Consider the following 16,926-nt stretch of genomic DNA (forward strand, 5'->3'; position numbering starts at 1 on the left):
TACTGGTGGTGATAGGTGGACTTGAACCACCGACCCTAGCATTATGAATGCTATGCTCTAACCAACTGAGCTATATCACCGCAAGGCCAGCATTATCGTTGCTGGGCGCAAGTCTGTCAAGAATTGATTTGCGCTGTAGCCAATTTTGCAAGCACCTGCGTTTGCAATGTCTGCGCTGCTTCAGGGGCGCAGCAGTCGACCATGATCCGGTCCGGCATGGAGCGTAACCAGGTTAGCTGGCGCTTACACAACTGGCGGGTGGCGATGATCCCGGTTTCGCGCATTGTGGCGTAGTCGATCGTGCCATCCAGGTACTCCCAGGCTTGGCGATAGCCCACGCAGCGGATTGATGGCAGGCCAAGATGCAGGTCGCCGCGCGCGCGCAAGGTCTTCACTTCATCGAGGAAGCCGGAATCGAGCATGATGTCAAAGCGGCGCGCGATGCGTTCGTGCAGCCAAGCGCGGTCGGAGGGTTCGAGCGCAAACGACACCAGGTCGAACGGCAGATCTTCCTTTTCGCGCAGGGCGAGCAGCTCGGACATCGGTTTGCCGGCCAAGGCGTGGATTTCCAGTGCGCGCTGGATGCGCTGGGAGTCGGCGGGCTTGAGCCGGGCGGCGGTTTCGGGATCGACTTGCGCCAGGCGTGCATGCATGGCGGGCCAGCCGATGCGGGATGCTTCTTCATCGAGCTGCGCGCGCAGGACGGGATCGGCGCCGGGCAGGTCGTCCAGGCCGTCGGCCAGGCCTTTGTAGTACAGCATGGTGCCGCCGACGAGCAGTGGGACTTTGCCGCGCGCGCTGATTTCAGCGACCAGGCGCAGCGTGTCGGTGCGAAACTGGGCCACCGAATACGAATCCAGCGGATCGATGATGTCGATCAGGTGGTGTGGTACGGCGGCCAGTTCTTCTTTCGAAGGCTTGGCGGTGCCGATATCCATGCCGCGATACACCAGCGCGGAGTCGACGGAGACGATTTCGCACGGAACCTGCTGGGCGATGGACAGCGCGGCGGCGGTCTTGCCCGACGCGGTTGGCCCCATGATGGCGACCGCCAGTGGGCGCTTGTTGGACTGCTGATTCATTGATTACTGCCCGCGCAGGAAGAGTTTATCCAGCGCGTTGATGTCGATCTGCACCCAGGTCGGGCGGCCGTGGTTGCACTGGTCGGCGCGCTCAGTGGCTTCCATGTGGCGCAGCAGGGCGTTCATTTCCGGCACGGCGAGGATGCGGTTGGCGCGCACGGCGGTATGGCAGGCCAGGGTGCCAAGCAGCTCGTTGCGGCGCTCGATCAGCACGCGCGAGCCGCCGTATTCACGCACATCGCGGATCACGTCGCGCGCCAGGGTCTGGGCGTCTGCGTTCTTCAGCAGGGCAGGGACGGCGCGCACCGCCAGTGTGGTTGGCGACATCACGGCGATGTCGAAGCCGAGCGTCTTCAGCGTGTCGCCGTGTTCCTGCACGGTGCCTACTTCGACAGCGTCGGCGTAGAAGGTGACGGGAATGAGCAGGTTCTGCACCGACAATTCAGTGCCGTCGATCTGCGCGTCCAGCGCGTTCTTCAGCTGCTCGTACAGGATGCGTTCATGCGCGGCGTGCATGTCGACCAGAACCAGGCCTTTGCTGTTCTGGGCCAGGATGTAGATGCCGTGCAGTTGCGCCAGTGCGAAGCCAAGCGGGAATTCTTCGCCCGCCATTTGCGCGGAGCTGGCTGCGATAGGCGCCGCTTGCGGCAGCGCGTAGTCGGAGGTGGCGCGGAAGCCGTTGCCGCCGTCAGCCGCGGTGGCGCCGGGGCCGGCGTTGTCGCGCGGGTCGTTGGACCACAGTGCGCCGTAACGTTCCGTGTTCTGGGCAACGCCGCCGTTGCTAGCGCCACCGAACGGCGAAGGCGAGAAGGTCGGGCGGTATTCAGGATTCAGGATGGAGCCAAAGCTGGTCTGCTGCTGCGGGCGCCAAACCGGGCCGGTAGTCTGCAGGTTTTCGGCGGCAGGCAGCGGCGACGGCACGCTGCCATGCGAGGTGGCCGACGTGGCGGCCAGCGCGCGCTGCACGGCGTGGAAAACGAATTGGTGCACCGCGCGGCCGTCGCGGAAACGGACTTCGATCTTCGACGGGTGCACGTTCACGTCGACCAGCGCCGGGTCGAGGTCGAGCGCCAGCACATAGGATGGATAGCGGTCGCCATGCAGCACATCTTCGTAGGCGGCGCGCACGGCGTGCACCAGCAGCTTGTCGCGCACGAAGCGGCCGTTGACGTAGAAGTACTGGCTGTCGGCGCGGCCTTTTGATGCAGTCGGCAGGCCGGCAAAACCGTGGATGCGCAATACGCCGGAGCCTTCGTCCAGTGCCAGGCGCGCTTCCTCGAAGGTGCTGCCGAGGATTTGGGCGCTGCGCTTGGCCATGTCGCTGACCATCCAGTGGTCGACGGTCTTGCCGTTGTGGCTTAGCGTGAACGAGACGTCCGGGCGCGCCAGGGCGATGCGGCGCACCACTTCAGCACAGTGGCCGAATTCGGTCTGCTCGGATTTCAGGAATTTGCGGCGCGCAGGCGTATTGAAATACAGGTCGCGCACGTCGATGGTGGTGCCGGGGGCGCCGGAGGAGGGCACGACGGTGCCTTCGTGCGAACCTTCCAGTTCCCAGGCGTGTGCGCCGTCGGCGGTGCGGGACGTCAGGGTGACGGCGGCGACGGAGGCGATCGAGGCCAGCGCCTCGCCGCGGAAACCGAGGGTGCCGACGTTTTCCAGGTCGTCCAGCGAAGCGATCTTCGACGTCGCGTGGCGGGCCAGGGCCAGCGGCATCTGGTCGGGCGGGATGCCTTTTCCGTTGTCAGTAATGCAAATGCGTTTGACGCCACCCTCCTCCAGCCGCACGGTGACCTGGGTCGAACCGGCGTCCAGGGCGTTCTCCAGCAGCTCTTTCACGACTGCGGAAGGGCGTTCCACCACCTCGCCGGCGGCGATCTGGGAAATCAGTTGGTCGGGGAGGGCCCGGATCGGGCGAGGTGGAGTTGGGGCGTTCATGGACAGGATTATAACTGCGGGGCTGTGTCCACCTTGGGGTCAGGAACAAAAGTGGACAATGTCCCATTTCGTTCCTGACCCCAAGGTGGACATTTCTTTACTTCATCTCACGGACGGGGATCGGCACGTTGCACAGGTCAACGTGGCCGGCGGCGTACTTGGTCCATGGGCCGCCGCGGTTGCGCTGCGCTTCGGTGACGGCCTTGAAGCTGGCCGATTCGGTGCGCATCACTTCAAACTTCGAGCGGTCGGCTTCCGGTACGTCGGCTGCCAGCTTGACGGACTTGATCGGCACCCAGTTCTCTTCTTTCTCGAACATGCCCATCGGCGCCGGGCCGCGCGGCAGTACCGAGAGAAGCGGCATGCCGCTCACGATGCGGCCCACGACGGTGATGTTGCGGTCCAGGTGGCGCGGTGAATTGCCGATCACCGCGTACAGGGTGCCGCCATTGCCGCTGTCGGACTCATTGCCGCGCGCCACGCCCACCATGCCGTAGCAGTGCGCCAGCCAGGTCTGGCCGGTTTTCGGATCGCGTGCGGCCGGGAAGCCGTTCGAGTGGCCGACTTGCGGCGCGTAGCCGTCCTTTTCCGGCATGCGGGTGAACTGGGTGTCATTCTTCATCGGCACCGTGAATTCCTGTTCCAGCTTGGCCTTTGCCGTGCCCAGCGGCTTTGGCTTGTCCTCGTTCGGGTCGCCCCACTGCACCACCCAGTTGTCCTGCGAGCGGTAGATCCACAGCCCGTCCCAGTAGCCTTCCTTGGCCATGGTGCGGATGTTGGCGGCGTGGTTCGGCGCGAAGGCCGGCGCCAGCTCGATGATCACGCGGCCGCTTGGCAGGTCCATATACAAGGTGTTGGCCGGGTCCAGTTGGCGCCACTCGGTGGGCTTGGATGCTTTGATGATGTCGCCGACGGTAGGCTTGGGCGGCAATTCCTTGAGGGGCGCCGCCATCGCGGCCAGGGGTAGGGCCAGCGCGAGAGCTGCGGGCAAATAGGACTTCACTGATGTCTCCTTCGTGGGGTTTTCTAAGCAGGTTCTAAGTTGCCGGGCAATTTTAGCCTGTAAGATAGACAGTTTGGTATGATTCCCGCCGCAACCTTTTGGGATAAATAATGGATTTCGTTCAATTGCTGGACATGCTGGTCCACGTAGACCGTGCGATGGGTACCCTGATCGCCCAGTACGGCATGTATGTCTATGCACTGCTGTTTGCCATCGTGTTCTGCGAAACTGGCCTGGTAGTACTGTTCTTCTTCCCCGGCGATACCTTGCTGTTTATCGGCGGTGCGTTCTGCGCGACCGGCGAAATGAATCTCGGCCTGCTGATGTTCCTGCTGGCGACTGCTGCAATTTTGGGCAACACCACCAATTACTGGATTGGCGAAGCGATTGGCCAGCGTGTGTTCACCCACGACTACCGCTGGATCAATAAGGAAGCCCTGAATCGCACCCATGAATTCTTTGAAAAGCATGGCGGTAAAACCATCATCCTGGCGCGTTTCGTGCCGGTGGTGCGCACCTTCGCTCCGTTCGTGGCCGGCGTGTCGGATATGACCCATGCGCGCTTCCAGCTATTTAATATCGCCGGGGCTGTGGCCTGGGTGGTGTCGCTGTGCGTGGCCGGTTATATCTTCGGCAATACACCTTTCGTGCGCGAGCACCTGAGCGCCATCGTGCTGTTCGGCGTGGGCGTGGCGATTGTGCCGATGGCGCTGGGCGGAGCCTGGAAACTGGGCCGCCGTATGCTGAAGCGTTAAGCCGCTCTCAAGTTTTCCCCCTGCGCAACCGTTAACCGGAGAAACAGTCTTTCCTCCGGATTTAACATGCGTAACTTGATCGCCCTGTCGGCCTGTTGTCTTGTCCTCGGGACCGCAGGCGCCGCCGATCCTATCGTCCCGCCGCCAACCAAGGGCGTGCCCAATATTCGCCCCAACCTGGCCGCTGCCGCTGCGGCCGAGAAGGCGAATATTGAGAAGGACGGCAAGCCGACCGACAAGCCGGCTGAAAAGCTTAAGTACGTTCCGCCTCAGAAGAAAAACTCGGCTGCCCAGCGCGAGGAAGAAGCACGCGCAGAGCAGGAGCTGTCGGAAAAAATCGCCCAACGCCTGGCTGAAATGAAAGCCAACCAGGCCGCCCGCCTGGCCGCTGCCGAGAAGGTGCGCAAGCAAAAGGCCGCCAAGGTCGCCGCTGCGGAAATCGCAGCCAAGGCGCCGCCGCCAAAAGTGTACGGCACCCATTGGTCCTACGAAGGTGAATCCGGCCCGGCCAACTGGTCGAAGATTAATTCTGACTGGTCCAAGTGTTCGGTCGGCAGCCGCCAATCGCCTATCGATATCCGCGACGGCATGAAGGTGGACCTGGAGCAGATCTCCTTCGACTACCACCCGTCCGGCTTTAACGTGACCGATAACGGCCATACCGTGCAGGTGATGGTCGCCCCGGGCAATTACCTGAGCGTGGCTGGCCGCACTTATGAGCTGCAGCAATTCCACTTCCACCGTCCGGCGGAAGAGCGCGTCAACGGTAAGGGCTTTGAGATGGTGGTGCACCTGGTGCACAAGGACCCGGAAGGCAGGCTGGCGGTGCTGGCGCTGTTGCTGGAACGCGGTAAGCCGCAAGCAACCATCCAGACCGTGTGGAACAACCTGCCGCTGGAGAAGGGCGATACGGCAGCGCCGACCATCGTGCTGGACCCGAACGAGATGCTGCCGCAGCGCCGCGACTACTATACATTCATGGGTTCTTTGACCACGCCGCCTTGCACCGAAGGCGTATTGTGGCTGGTGATGAAGGAGCCGGTACAGGCTTCGCCGGCGCAACTGGCATTGTTCAGCCGCCTGTATCCATTCAACGCTCGTCCGATCCAGGCCAGCTCCGGCCGTATGATCAAGGAATCAAACTGATGGTGTGAAGGCCGGTCCATTCGGCGCCGGCTGCCAGCACCTGCTTGTCCACGCGGGCTGGCTCGATGCAGACAAAGCGGCGGTATTCGCTGTCTTCCATGTCGGCGATGGCCGCTGCGCCTTCCGCACCGGGATTCCATACCACCCATTCAGAGAAGCCTTGCTGCTCCAGTTGCAGCACGCCGGCGCCGGTATCAAGGCGCAGTTGCGGGGTGGCGGGCCGGATATCGTCCAGCGCGCCGGTGAAGGGCATGCCTTCCACCGTGGCGCTGGTGAATTCGGACACCGCGAAATAGGTGTGCAGGGCGCCGGCCCAGCTGAAGTCCTGCTGGCCGGTGTTGCGCACGTTGTAGTGCATTTCCAGCGCATTACCGCGCAGCGTGAAGCGCAGGCGCAGTTCGAAAGGGCGCGGCCAGGATGTGAAGTGGTTGCGCGGCAGGTCGGTCTGGGCCAGCGCGAATTCCGCCCAGTCGTTGGCTTGCTCGGCCAGGCGCCAGGTGGCGGTGCGTGCAAAGCCGTGGCGCAAGCCGTCGCCACGCGTGCTGAATTGAGGGAAGATGACCGGCACGCCGCCGCGAACTGCGGCGCTGCCGTCAAGCGCTGAACGCTGGCTGAGGAACAGGCGTTCCTTGCCGTCCGCAGTCTTCCACGACATCAAATGTGCACCGAATAATGAAATGATGGCTTCGGCGCCTTCTGGAGTGGAGATGCGAACTTCGTTCATGCCTGGTCCTTAGGTAAGCCGGTTCTTGGCGAGCGGCGGGTTCTTTGCAAAGTAACGGCGGATGCCTTTGACGATGGCATCCGCGATCTTGTCCTGATAGGCGTCATCGAGCAGGCGCGCTTCTTCCTCCGGGTTGGAGATGAAGGCGGTCTCGATCAGGATCGATGGAATGTCCGGAGCCTTCAGCACGGCGAAGCCGGCTTGTTCGACCGAGCCTTTGTGCAGCTGGTTGATGCCGCCGATCTCGCCCAGCACCGCTTTGCCGACCTTCATGCTGTCGTTGATCTGCGCGGTGGTGGAGAGGTCGAACAGCACGCTTGCCAGTTGCGGGTCATGGCCGGCGGCGTTGGCGCCGCCGATCAGGTCGGCCTGGTTTTCCTTGTCTGCCAGCCAGCGTGCGGCGGATGAAGTCGCACCTTTTTCGGATAGCACGAAGACGGAGGAGCCGCGTGCGCTGGCTTTCACAAAGGCGTCGGCGTGGATGGAGACGAACAGGTCGGCGTCGACCTTGCGCGCTTTTTCCACACGTTTGCCGAGCGGGACGAAGTAGTCCCCGTCGCGCGTGAGCATGACGCGCATGTTCGGGTGGTCTTCGATTTTGTCTTTCAGGCGCTTGGCGATGGCCAGCACGATGTCTTTTTCACGGCTGCCGCGCGCACCCATGGCGCCAGGGTCTTCGCCGCCGTGGCCTGGGTCGAGGGCGATGGTGAGCATGCGGACCATTTTCTCCGGCGCGGATTTCTGGCCGGGTTTGTGGCGCGCGGGCGTTTGCTCTGGCTCGACAGGGCTTGGCTTGCCGGATTGGTCGGCGATGGTGGGCGGCTGGTTGGACGCGGTGCCGGCGGAACCGGGCGTCGTGGCGCCAGCGGCGGACTGGCCGGCTGTGGCCGGGCCGTTGGCGGGGGAGCCACCCTGTCCGGATGCTGTAGCCTGGCCGGATGCCGCCGTCTGCCCGGCAGGCGTGCCAGCGGCGGGAGGCTGTGCGGTCGCGGTGGTGCCCGTAGTGGCGGTGGCAGGCATGCCGTCCTGCGACCATTCGCCTTTTTCGATCATGGCGGCGATCGGGTCGGCTGCCTTCACCGGGTACAGGTCGAAGATCAGGCGGTGCTTGTAGGTGCCGACAGGCTCCAGCGTGAACACCTGCGGTTTGACTTTTTCTTTCAGGTCGAACACCAGGCGCACGACGTTGGGCCGGTTCTGGCCGACGCGCACTTCCTTGATGTACGGGTCGTTGGATTCGATCTTGGCGACCAGGCTTTTCAGCGTGGAGTTCAGCACCAGGCCTTCGATGTCGACCACCAGGCGGTCGGGATCGGGCACCAGGAAGTGCTTGACCTTAAGGTCCGTGTCGTTTTCCAGCGTGACGCGGGTGTAGTCTTCGGCTGGCCACACGCGTACCGCCAGGATCTGCGCTGCCTGCGCAGTCATCGGTGCGAACACGGACAGCAGCAACGTACCGCCGGCCTTGAGCACCGTGCGGCGGCTTACAGATTTGGGGCGAATTGGAGGCGTTGCAGGCATGACGTACCAAGAGCTGAAGACGGCTGCAATTCTACATCACGTCCAGTGCCGGCTACAGAGAGGAAAACATGAAGGTCGGGTGGTGGCAACACACCATCCGCTTTTTCGGGCCATTCGACGATGCAGACGTTCTCGCCGTTGAACTCTTCGCGGAAGCCTGCATCGAGGAATTCTTCCGGGCTGCCCATGCGGTACAGGTCGAAATGCACGACGTTGGCAAGCTTGCCGTCCACTTTCACGCGGTAGGGTTCCGACAAGGTGTAGGTCGGGCTTTTCACCGGACCTGCGTGGCCCGCAGCGTGCAGCAAAGCGCGTGTCAGCGCGGTCTTGCCGGCGCCGAGGTCGCCGTGCAGGTAGATTGCCATGCCGGGCAGCAGGGCGCGCGACAGCGCCGCGCCCAGGGCTGCGGTGCCGGCTTCGTCGTGAAGATGGGATTTGAAGTGCTGCATCGAATAAAATGATGGTTTGGAATTTCCCGCATTGTACGGCCGTGTCACTCTCCCAAGCCAATTTAGACGAATTAGCCGCCAGCATCAAGGCTTGGGGGCAGGAGCTCGGCTTCGCGGAAGTGCGCATTGCCGATATCGACCTGTCGGCCGCCGAGGCGGGACTGCAAGCCTGGCTGGATGCCGGCATGCACGGCGAAATGGACTACATGGCAAGCCATGGCATGAAACGCGCGCGTCCGGCGGAGCTGGTGCCCGGCACGGTGCGCGTGATCACGGCGCGCATGAATTACCTGCCCGGCACCGCCGACGAAGGCTGGCGCGAGCGCGAAACCGCGCGCCTGTCCGATCCTACCCAGGCCGTGATTTCCGTGTATGCCCGTGGCCGCGATTACCACAAGGTGCTGCGTTCGCGGCTGCAAGCGCTGGCCGACAAGGTCAGCGCGGCCGTCGGGCAGTTCGGTTACCGCGTATTCACCGACTCGGCGCCCGTGATGGAATTGCCGCTGGCTGAGAAGTCGGGACTGGGCTGGCGCGGCAAGCACACCTTGCTGATCAACCGTAGCGCGGGCTCGCTGTTTTTCATGGGCGAGATCCTGGTCGACCTGCCGCTGCCGGTCGACGAACCGACGGGCGCCCATTGCGGCCAGTGCACGGCCTGCATCGACGTTTGCCCGACCCAGGCCATCCTCGGCCCGGGCAGGCTGGATGCGCGGCGCTGCATCTCCTACCTGACCATTGAACTCAAAGGCCCGATCCCGGAAGACATGCGGCCTTTGCTCGGCAACCGGGTGTACGGCTGCGACGATTGCCAGACCGTCTGCCCATGGAACAAGTTCGCCCAGCGCGCCACGCTGCCGGACTTCGACGAGCGTCATGCGCTGGGCAGCGCAGGCATGATCGAGCTGTTCGCCTGGACCGAAGAGGAATTCAACCGTCGCATGGAAGGCAGCCCGATTCGCCGCATCGGCCACGAGCGCTGGCTGCGCAATATCGCGGTGGGACTGGGGAACGCCGCGCGCATGGGGGCCAAGGGCGATCGTTCTATCTTGGCGGCGCTGGAGGCGCGCCGCGGCCATCCATCGGAGCTGCTGCGCGAACATGTGGAGTGGGCTATCCGCCAACATGGGTGACTAGCAGGAGACTAGGGCATAATGGTTGTTCAGGTCAAAAATCCCGAGTGACGAAGTGTCTCCATTTGCGGAAGCAGTCCAGAGTTATCGCGAGTTGTCGCCTTTGCATGTTTGGCGGCATGGCAGTCCGGCAGAAAAGCGCGCCATTTTCGGCGGCTGGCTGCTGTTGCTGCTGCTTTGCGTGGCGCTCGGCCTGGCGACCGTGAAATGGAGCTGGTCAGGGCTGCCGATCCAGATGGGTGGCGTCACCGCCTACGTCACGGTCTATCCTCCGCTGCCTATTTGCCTGCTGCTCACGCTGACCCTGGGCTGGTGGTGGGGCGCAATACCCGCTTATTGTTCGACCCTGGTGCTGGCGCTGTACGCGGGCATGCCGCTGCAATGGGCGCTGCTATTCGCCTTCGCCAATCCGCTTGGTTTCAGCATTCTGGCCATCGGCTATCGCGCCATGGCGGTGCGACGCGACTTGCGCGACCTGACTTCGTTCCTGTATTTCATCCAGCTTAGTTTCGTGGCCAGCATCTTCGGTTCCGCCGGAGCCCTGATCTGGAGTTATACCAACCACCTGGCGCCCGGTGCTCAATTGCCGATCTGGCAGGGCTGGTGGCTTGGCTCCTTCCTGCAAAGCGTATTCATTGGCGGGCCGGTGATGGCCGTGCTGTGGCCGCGCGTAGCGCGCTGGCAGCTGGAACGCCAGCAATTGATGCGCAGGCGGCGCAGCGGCTCGCGCCGTTCCGTGCTGCGCATGCTGGCGACGGTGGCGGCGGGCGTGCTGCTGTATGGCTTTGTCACCATCCAGCTGGCCGAAGCCGATGCAGCGGGCGCGCTCGAAGTGTTCCGGCAAACGGTATGGATTTTCTACTGGGTGTTTGCGGCCATTATCATTTTCATCGCCTTCTTCGGTTACCAGCTGTTCTCGCACTGGCAGGATTCGACCGAAGGCTTGCTGCACGAGCTGCAGCGCATGAACACCGACCTTGAACGCCTGGCCACGACCGACGCTCTGACCGGTTTGCTGAACCGCCGCGCCGCCGACCGCCAGCTGGAAGCGGAGTGGCAGCGTGCACGCCGTTCCGGCCATGCGTCCGCCCTGGTGCTGCTCGACCTCGACCACTTCAAGCAGGTCAATGACAGTTATGGACACCCTGGCGGCGATGAAGCCTTGCGCATGCTGGCTTCCTGTATCTGTTCAGTGATGCGCGAGGTGGATGTGGGCGCGCGTTACGGTGGCGAAGAATTCCTGATCGTGCTGCCGGAAACCAGTTGCGAAGGGGCGTTCGTGTTTGCCGAGCGCTTGCGCGAACGGGTAGCTGCCTGCGATGTGCGGCATGACGAGAGCACGTTCCGTTGCAACGTCAGCCTTGGCATCGCCGTCAGCGATCCGCACGAACTAAGTTATGAGCATTGGGTGCGGCGAGCGGACCAGGCGCTATACCGCGCCAAGCAGGGCGGCCGCAACCGGGCCGTCATGGCCGTATAGGCCGCTCGCGCATTATTTCAGCAACCCTGCCAGCTCCACGGCGGTTTTAACCTGCATCTTGTCGAAAATATGGGCGCGGTGCACCTCCACCGTGCGCATGGAGATGCCCAGTTCATCGGCCACCACCTTGTTCATTTTTCCGGCCAGGATCAGGTCCAGCACTTCGCGTTCGCGGCTGGAAAGCGTGGCAAGGCGCGCCTGCACGGCCGCCTTGACGCTGGCTTCACGCGATGCGGCCAGGCCCTCCTGCACGCGGTCCATCAGCTGGTTATCGTTGAAGGGCTTTTCGCAGAAGTCGAAAGCGCCGCGTTTGAGCGTGTCGACAGCCATCGGCACGTCGCCATGGCCGGTCAGGAAGATCACCGGCAGGCGCGCCGTCAGCCCGTGCGCTGCCAACTGGTCGAACACGGCCACGCCATTAATCTCCGGCATGCGCACGTCGAGCAGCACGCAATCGCCTTCCGGGTCAAAGGCGCCGCTCTGTGCAAAGACGAGGAAGGCTGCCGCGCTGTCGTAGGCGGTTGCGGCGATGCCGCGCGAGGAGGCGAGCCAGGACAGGCTGTCGCGCACCACGGCTTCATCGTCAACGATATGTAGCATTCTTGAGGTCTCCGTTTAAATCAGCCTGCCACCGGCAGCGTGAACGTGAATATAGTACCGCCTTGCGGGTTGTCGCGGTGCGTAAGCGTACCGCCGTGGAATTCGATCGCTGTGCGGCAGATGTTGAGTCCCATGCCCATGCCTTCCGCCTTGGTGGAGAAGAAAGGCGAGAACAGGCGTTCGGCTACCTCTTTTGGGATGCCGTGGCCGTTGTCGATCACCTGCACCACCACCATGCCCGCCGCAGGGTCGTAGTGGGCCACCACGCGCAGAATGCGCTTCAGAGGCTGTGCGTCGCCCATGGATTCGATCCCGTTGCGCGTGAGGTTCAGCAGCACCTGTTCGATCAGCATGCGGTCGGCTCGCACCAGCGGCAGGGATTCGGGCAGTTCGATTTGCAGCGAAACTTGGTGCTGGCGTGACTGCAGCTCGATCAGCACCAGGATGCTGTCCAACATTGTTTGCAGCGCCACGTCCTGCCGCTCCGATTCGCGGTTCTTCACGAATTCGTGCACGCTGCGGATGATCTGGCCGGCGCGCTGGGCCTGGGCGCAGGCCTGTTCCAGCGGCGCCTTCAAGGTGGCTGAGTCGCCGCCGCGAGCCAGTACGTTCAAGGCCCCGGTGGTGTAGCTGGAGATGGCGGCCAGCGGCTGGTTCAGTTCATGCGCCAGCATGGAGGCAATTTCGCCCATGGTGGCAAGGCGCGCACTGGTTTGCAGCTTCTCCTCGTGCTGGCGGTTCAATTCCTCCATGCGCTTGCGGTCGGAGATGTCGAGGATGGAGCCCATATAGCCGGTGTGGCGGCCTTCCTTGTCCACCAGCGGCGCCTCGAAGACCAGCACCGGGATGCGCGTGCCGTCCGGGCGTTGGAACAGCGTTTCGAATTCCGGCGTGATGGAGCCGGCCAGCACATTGGCAAGACGGTCCTGGTATTCCTGCATCACGTCCGGCGCCCAGTAGGGCATGGGCGGCGAGCGGCCGATCAGTTCTTCCGCGGTATAACCGACCATCTGGCAGAAGGCCGGGTTGACGTAGGTGATGCGGCCTTCCAGGTCGCGCGCACGCAGGCCGGTCACCAGCGAGTTCTCCATCGCCGTGCGGAAGGTCATTTGCTGGCGCAGTTCGCCCTCTGCGGCCAGGCGGCGTGAAATGTGGCCCCACAGCGCGAACAGGCTCCATAACAGGGCCAGTGAGAGCGCGATCACCGAACCGACCAGCAGGTTGGGCAGCAGTTTCGGTTCGCTCTTGACGCTGTCGGTCATCAGGGTGATGGTGGCGCCGGGCAGGTCGAGCGCGCGCTTGTGGGTGTAGACGCCGTGGCCCGGGCCAGCCGAACTGCGGCGCGCCAGCACTTTGTCGTCGCGATCGAGAAGGCTGATCTGGTTATCCTGCGCAAACCACCAGGGCACCATTTCGTCCAGCAGGCTACTGAGCTGGAAGGTCGCGACCAGGTCGCCCAGCAACTGGTTGCCGCGGTAGATGGGGAAGTGCAAGTCCATCTTCAGTGTGCCGGCGGTGGCGCTGCCCGGTTCAGGTTCGGCATAGACCGGCATATGGGTGCGGCGTGCGCGGTCCTGCGCCGCCAGCGACGCCTGGCCAAGCGCGGCATGGGCGCCGGCCGGCGTCCCATCGCTCGCAACGACGATGCGACCCTCCGCATCGAGCTGCACCACGCTTTTCAATTCGGCGCCATTTTTCAGCATGCGCTCCATGCGCTGCTGCACGTCGGCCGGCGTCGGGTGACCGGTGGCGACTTCATTGGCCAGGCCGCGCAGGCTTTCCTCGTGGCGGCCAAGCTGGAAGCGGATCGATTGCTCGACCCACAAGGTATCGGCGATCAACTGCTCCTGCCGCTCATTGCTCTCCAGCTGGCGCGCCTGCCAGGGTAGCCAGAACACGATGGCGAGGAACAGCAGCACCAGTACCACTGGCAGCAGCCAGCGCACGGAGGAGGGCAGGAATATGCGTTTAGACATGCGCCGAGGGTATAACATCCACTAACAGCCTGTATTGTGGGTTTCCACAGTTGTGTGCCACTATTTCGCTCAACACAATATAAGGTGAGAATAATAATGCATCAAAAACGCCGGGAGACACCATGCAATTGAAGCACCTCCTGGCCGCCCTCGGCGCGGCCGCACTTCTCACGTCCCAGGCAATGGCGCAAGCGCCCATCGTCATCAAATTCAGCCACGTGGTCGCACCGGACACACCCAAGGGCCAGGCGGCGGAACGCTTCCGGCAACTGGCGGAAAAGGCCACCGGCGGGCGCGTCAAAGTCCAGATCTACCCGAATAGCCAGCTGTATAAGGACAAGGAAGAACTGGAAGCGCTGCAGCTGGGCGCGGTGCAGATGTTGGCGCCATCGCTGGCCAAATTCGGTCCGCTGGGCGTCAAGGAATTCGAAGTCTTCGACCTGCCGTACATCTTCCCCAACAAGACCGCGTTGTACAACGTGACCGAAGGACCGATCGGCAAGGGCCTGCTGAAAAAGCTTGAGACCAAGGGCATCACGGGCCTGGCCTATTGGGACAATGGCTTCAAGATCATGTCGGCCAACCGCCAGCTGCGGGTGCCCGCCGATTTCAAGGGACAGAAGATGCGCATCCAGGCTTCCAAGGTGCTGGATAGCCAAATGCGTGCGCTCGGTGCGGTCCCGCAATCGCTGGCCTTCTCGGAGGTCACCATGGCGCTGCAGACCGGCGTGGTGGATGGTACCGAGAACACGCCGTCGAATATGTACACGCAGAAGATGCATGAGTGGCAGAAAAACCTGACTATCTCCAACCACGGCTACCTGGGTTACGCCGTCATCGTGAACAAGAAGTTCTGGGACGGCCTGCCGGGTGATATCCGCAGCCAGCTCGAAACGGCGATGAAGGAAGCCACCACTTACGAAAAAGCCATCGCCCAGCGCGACAACGACATGGCGCTGGAAGCGATCCGCAAGTCCGGCAAAACCCAAATCTACAACCTCAGCGCCCAGGAACAGGCAATGTGGCGCAACGCCATGCTGCCGGTGCAAAAGCAGATGGAAGAGCGCATCGGCAAAGAATTGATCCAGGCTATCAATCGCGAGACAGTAAAATAATCCCGCTGTCAAGTTGCCCAAAATAAATAACGATATCTGGAAAAAGATCGGTTACTATGGCGTCGCCCCCAAACGGTGCGGCTTGCACCAAGGTAGTAATGGGCCAGAATTTAGTGGGGAGTGTAGAAGAAGAACTTAGCGGCGCCGCCGCGGATATAGAGGAGACACGCCGCCTGACAGTATGCTGTTGGCCGCCGCCACAAGCGGGGTTAAATGGCCGGGGTGGTGAAAAAAAGACTCAAGACGCACCTTCGGGTGCGTTTTTTTTTGCCCTATCCTGGCGCGCTGGTGTAGCATCAGAGCCACAGTTCTAATGGAGCAACCGTGACCGAAATACAACAGGCTGGCAAAGAATTCGCCGCCATCGTCCACCTCCCGTTCGGCGCCATGGGCGTAGGAACGGCCGGCGGGGTAGTGACGGAAATGTTCTACCTGCCCGGCGACACGCCGGAAGTCGCACCGACCAATGCACTGGCCGAAAAAGCCGTGCAGCAGCTGCTCGCTTATTGCGACGATGCCGACTACGTGTTCGACCTGCCGCTGGCGATGCGCGGCAGCGAATTCCAGCGCCGCGTATGGCAATCCCTGCGCGAAATCCCGCGTGGCCAGGTGCGCACTTACGGCGAGCTGGCCAAGCACCTCGACTCCGTGGCGCGTGCCGTGGGCCAAGCTTGCCGCACCAACCCGTTCCCACCGCTGGTGCCGTGCCACCGCGTGATGGGCGTCAATAGCCTGGGCGGCTTCGCCGGCAGCGACGATCAGAACGGCTTCACCCTGGGCGTGAAGCGCTGGCTGCTCGCGCATGAAGGACACAAAGAGTACCAATGGCAGCAGGCAACCTTGCTCTGATCGACGAATTCTGCGACAGCCTGTGGCTGGAAGACGGGCTGTCCAAGAATTCGCTCGATGCCTACCGGCGCGACCTGACTGCCTTCGCCAAGTGGCTGGAAACCGCGCGGCCCACCGTGGGCAGCCTGCACGCCGCCGGCACTGGCGACCTGCAAGCTTACTTCGCCGCGCGCCATGAGGACACCAAGGCCAGCTCCGCCAACCGCCGCTTGTCGGCGCTGAAGCGCTTCTACCAGCTGGCGCTGCGCCAGCGCCAAATTTCAGAAGATCCCTGCCTGCGCATGGCATCGGCCAAGCAGCCGCTGCGCTTCGTGCACACTTTGAGTGAAGGGCAGGTGGAAGCGCTGCTGTCGGCGCCCGACCTGCGCACCCCGCTCGGCATCCGCGACCGCACCATGCTGGAGCTGATGTATGCCAGCGGCCTGCGTGTTTCCGAACTGGTGGCGCTGAAGACGCTGGAACTGAGTATGAACGACGGCGTGCTGCGCATCACCGGCAAGGGCGCCAAGACACGCCTGGTGCCGTTTGGCGAGCAGGCGCGCATGTGGATCGAGCGCTACCTGCGCGAAGCACGCGGTGTCATCCTCGATGGCCAGCAGGACGACGCCCTGTTCATCACGGGCCGCGGCGGCCCGATGACGCGGCAGATGTTCTGGGTCGTAGTAAAAAAACATGCATTAAAAGCAGGCATCACCGCGCCGCTGTCACCGCACACGCTGCGTCATGCTTTCGCTACGCATTTGCTGAACCACGGAGCCGATTTGCGTGTCGTGCAGTTGCTTTTAGGCCACTCCGATATCTCCACCACACAGATCTATACCCACGTCGCCCGTGAGCGTTTGAAGCAGATTCATGCGCTACATCATCCTCGAGGATAATTTCGTTTGCGCAGAGTCTGCAATCGGCCTAATGTAGGCTTTCAGGAGGGATTTCCATGGCAAAGACGAATTTTGCATTCGAGAAGCGACAGCGAGAGCTGGAAAAGAAGCGCAAGGCCGAAGAAAAGGCCCAGAAAAAGTTGGCAGCAAAACATCGCCCCGAAGGTGAGCAAGACGCCGACGAGGCCGGCTACGAGACTGAAGAGACCGACACTACAACACCAGAATAAAAGTCGGGGTGCCGTCACGTCCCCGCCATCGCAAGGACTGTTCGGGCGAA

Annotated in this window: 16 protein-coding genes and 1 tRNA gene; 8 read left to right on the plus strand and 9 right to left on the minus strand. The window is 62.6% G+C overall.

Annotation, left to right across the window (positions count from 1 at the left end; all coding sequences use genetic code 11):
* Positions 1-3: 3 nt before the first annotated feature.
* The 4 genes from AC1RTP_RS11420 to AC1RTP_RS11435 form a co-directional block, all read right to left on the minus strand.
* Positions 4-80, minus strand: a tRNA-Met gene (locus tag AC1RTP_RS11420).
* A 36-nt stretch (positions 81-116) separates the two neighbouring features.
* Entirely contained in the window at positions 117-1,082 is a 966-nt protein-coding gene (miaA, locus tag AC1RTP_RS11425; protein ID WP_498607575.1) for a tRNA (adenosine(37)-N6)-dimethylallyltransferase MiaA, read from the minus strand.
* Between the two features lie 3 nt (positions 1,083-1,085).
* Positions 1,086-3,020 (minus strand): DNA mismatch repair endonuclease MutL, encoded by a 1,935-nt coding sequence (gene mutL, locus AC1RTP_RS11430; RefSeq protein WP_498607577.1) that lies wholly within the window; start codon positions 3,018-3,020, stop codon positions 1,086-1,088.
* Positions 3,021-3,117: 97 nt separating this feature from the next.
* Positions 3,118-3,972 (minus strand): peptidylprolyl isomerase, encoded by an 855-nt coding sequence (locus tag AC1RTP_RS11435; protein ID WP_498608050.1) that lies wholly within the window; start codon positions 3,970-3,972, stop codon positions 3,118-3,120.
* A 161-nt stretch (positions 3,973-4,133) separates the two neighbouring features.
* Here AC1RTP_RS11435 and AC1RTP_RS11440 point away from each other — a divergent pair, with 161 nt between their 5' ends.
* Positions 4,134-4,778: a VTT domain-containing protein gene (locus tag AC1RTP_RS11440; RefSeq protein WP_498607579.1), complete on the plus strand. Its 645-nt coding sequence runs from the start codon at positions 4,134-4,136 to the stop codon at positions 4,776-4,778.
* Positions 4,779-4,844: 66 nt separating this feature from the next.
* Positions 4,845-5,924 carry a carbonic anhydrase gene (locus AC1RTP_RS11445; protein WP_498607581.1) on the plus strand — a complete coding sequence of 360 codons (1,080 nt, stop codon included), beginning with the start codon at positions 4,845-4,847 and terminating at the stop codon, positions 5,922-5,924.
* Here AC1RTP_RS11445 and AC1RTP_RS11450 read toward each other — a convergent pair.
* Genes AC1RTP_RS11450 through tsaE form a run of 3 tightly spaced genes read right to left on the minus strand, consistent with a single transcriptional unit; the run spans position 5,908 to position 8,618 of the window.
* Positions 5,908-6,648, minus strand: coding sequence for a D-hexose-6-phosphate mutarotase (locus tag AC1RTP_RS11450; protein WP_498607583.1), 741 nt, complete (start codon positions 6,646-6,648; stop codon positions 5,908-5,910). The genes AC1RTP_RS11445 and AC1RTP_RS11450 overlap by 17 nt on opposite strands.
* A gap of 9 nt (positions 6,649-6,657) precedes the next feature.
* On the minus strand, positions 6,658-8,169 hold the full coding sequence (locus tag AC1RTP_RS11455; protein WP_498607585.1) for an N-acetylmuramoyl-L-alanine amidase: 1,512 nt from the start codon (positions 8,167-8,169) through the stop codon (positions 6,658-6,660).
* Positions 8,133-8,618 (minus strand): tRNA (adenosine(37)-N6)-threonylcarbamoyltransferase complex ATPase subunit type 1 TsaE, encoded by a 486-nt coding sequence (tsaE, locus tag AC1RTP_RS11460; protein ID WP_498607586.1) that lies wholly within the window; start codon positions 8,616-8,618, stop codon positions 8,133-8,135. The genes AC1RTP_RS11455 and tsaE overlap by 37 nt, the downstream gene beginning before the upstream one ends.
* 41 nt (positions 8,619-8,659) lie before the next feature.
* Here tsaE and queG point away from each other — a divergent pair, with 41 nt between their 5' ends.
* Both queG and AC1RTP_RS11470 read left to right on the plus strand, forming a co-directional pair.
* Positions 8,660-9,748, plus strand: coding sequence for a tRNA epoxyqueuosine(34) reductase QueG (gene queG, locus AC1RTP_RS11465; RefSeq protein WP_498607588.1), 1,089 nt, complete (start codon positions 8,660-8,662; stop codon positions 9,746-9,748).
* Between the two features lie 55 nt (positions 9,749-9,803).
* Entirely contained in the window at positions 9,804-11,228 is a 1,425-nt protein-coding gene (locus AC1RTP_RS11470) for a sensor domain-containing diguanylate cyclase (protein ID WP_498607590.1), read from the plus strand.
* Between the two features lie 12 nt (positions 11,229-11,240).
* Here the strand turns inward: AC1RTP_RS11470 and AC1RTP_RS11475 are convergent, their stop codons facing one another.
* Together AC1RTP_RS11475 and AC1RTP_RS11480 are read right to left on the minus strand one after the other, a co-directional pair.
* Entirely contained in the window at positions 11,241-11,828 is a 588-nt protein-coding gene (locus AC1RTP_RS11475; RefSeq protein ID WP_498607592.1) for a response regulator transcription factor, read from the minus strand.
* A 20-nt stretch (positions 11,829-11,848) separates the two neighbouring features.
* Complete coding sequence (locus AC1RTP_RS11480; protein ID WP_498607594.1) at positions 11,849-13,804, minus strand: sensor histidine kinase; 1,956 nt, start codon at positions 13,802-13,804, stop codon at positions 11,849-11,851.
* Positions 13,805-13,926: 122 nt separating this feature from the next.
* On the opposite strand from AC1RTP_RS11480, the gene AC1RTP_RS11485 reads away from it, so the two are divergent.
* From AC1RTP_RS11485 to AC1RTP_RS11500, 4 genes are all read left to right on the plus strand, one after another.
* On the plus strand, positions 13,927-14,919 hold the full coding sequence (locus AC1RTP_RS11485; protein WP_498607596.1) for a TRAP transporter substrate-binding protein: 993 nt from the start codon (positions 13,927-13,929) through the stop codon (positions 14,917-14,919).
* A gap of 324 nt (positions 14,920-15,243) precedes the next feature.
* Positions 15,244-15,768, plus strand: a complete 525-nt coding sequence (locus AC1RTP_RS11490) for a methylated-DNA--[protein]-cysteine S-methyltransferase (RefSeq protein ID WP_498607598.1) — start codon at positions 15,244-15,246, stop codon at positions 15,766-15,768.
* The gene (gene xerD / locus AC1RTP_RS11495; RefSeq protein ID WP_498607600.1) at positions 15,744-16,646 is read left to right on the plus strand and encodes a site-specific tyrosine recombinase XerD; all 903 of its coding nucleotides are present in this window, start codon (positions 15,744-15,746) and stop codon (positions 16,644-16,646) included. The genes AC1RTP_RS11490 and xerD overlap by 25 nt, the downstream gene beginning before the upstream one ends.
* 56 nt (positions 16,647-16,702) lie before the next feature.
* Positions 16,703-16,876 (plus strand): hypothetical protein, encoded by a 174-nt coding sequence (locus AC1RTP_RS11500; RefSeq protein WP_498607601.1) that lies wholly within the window; start codon positions 16,703-16,705, stop codon positions 16,874-16,876.
* The last annotated feature ends 50 nt before the right edge of the window (positions 16,877-16,926 follow it).

This window comes from Pseudoduganella sp. GW821-FHT11H04 (genome assembly GCF_058807935.1).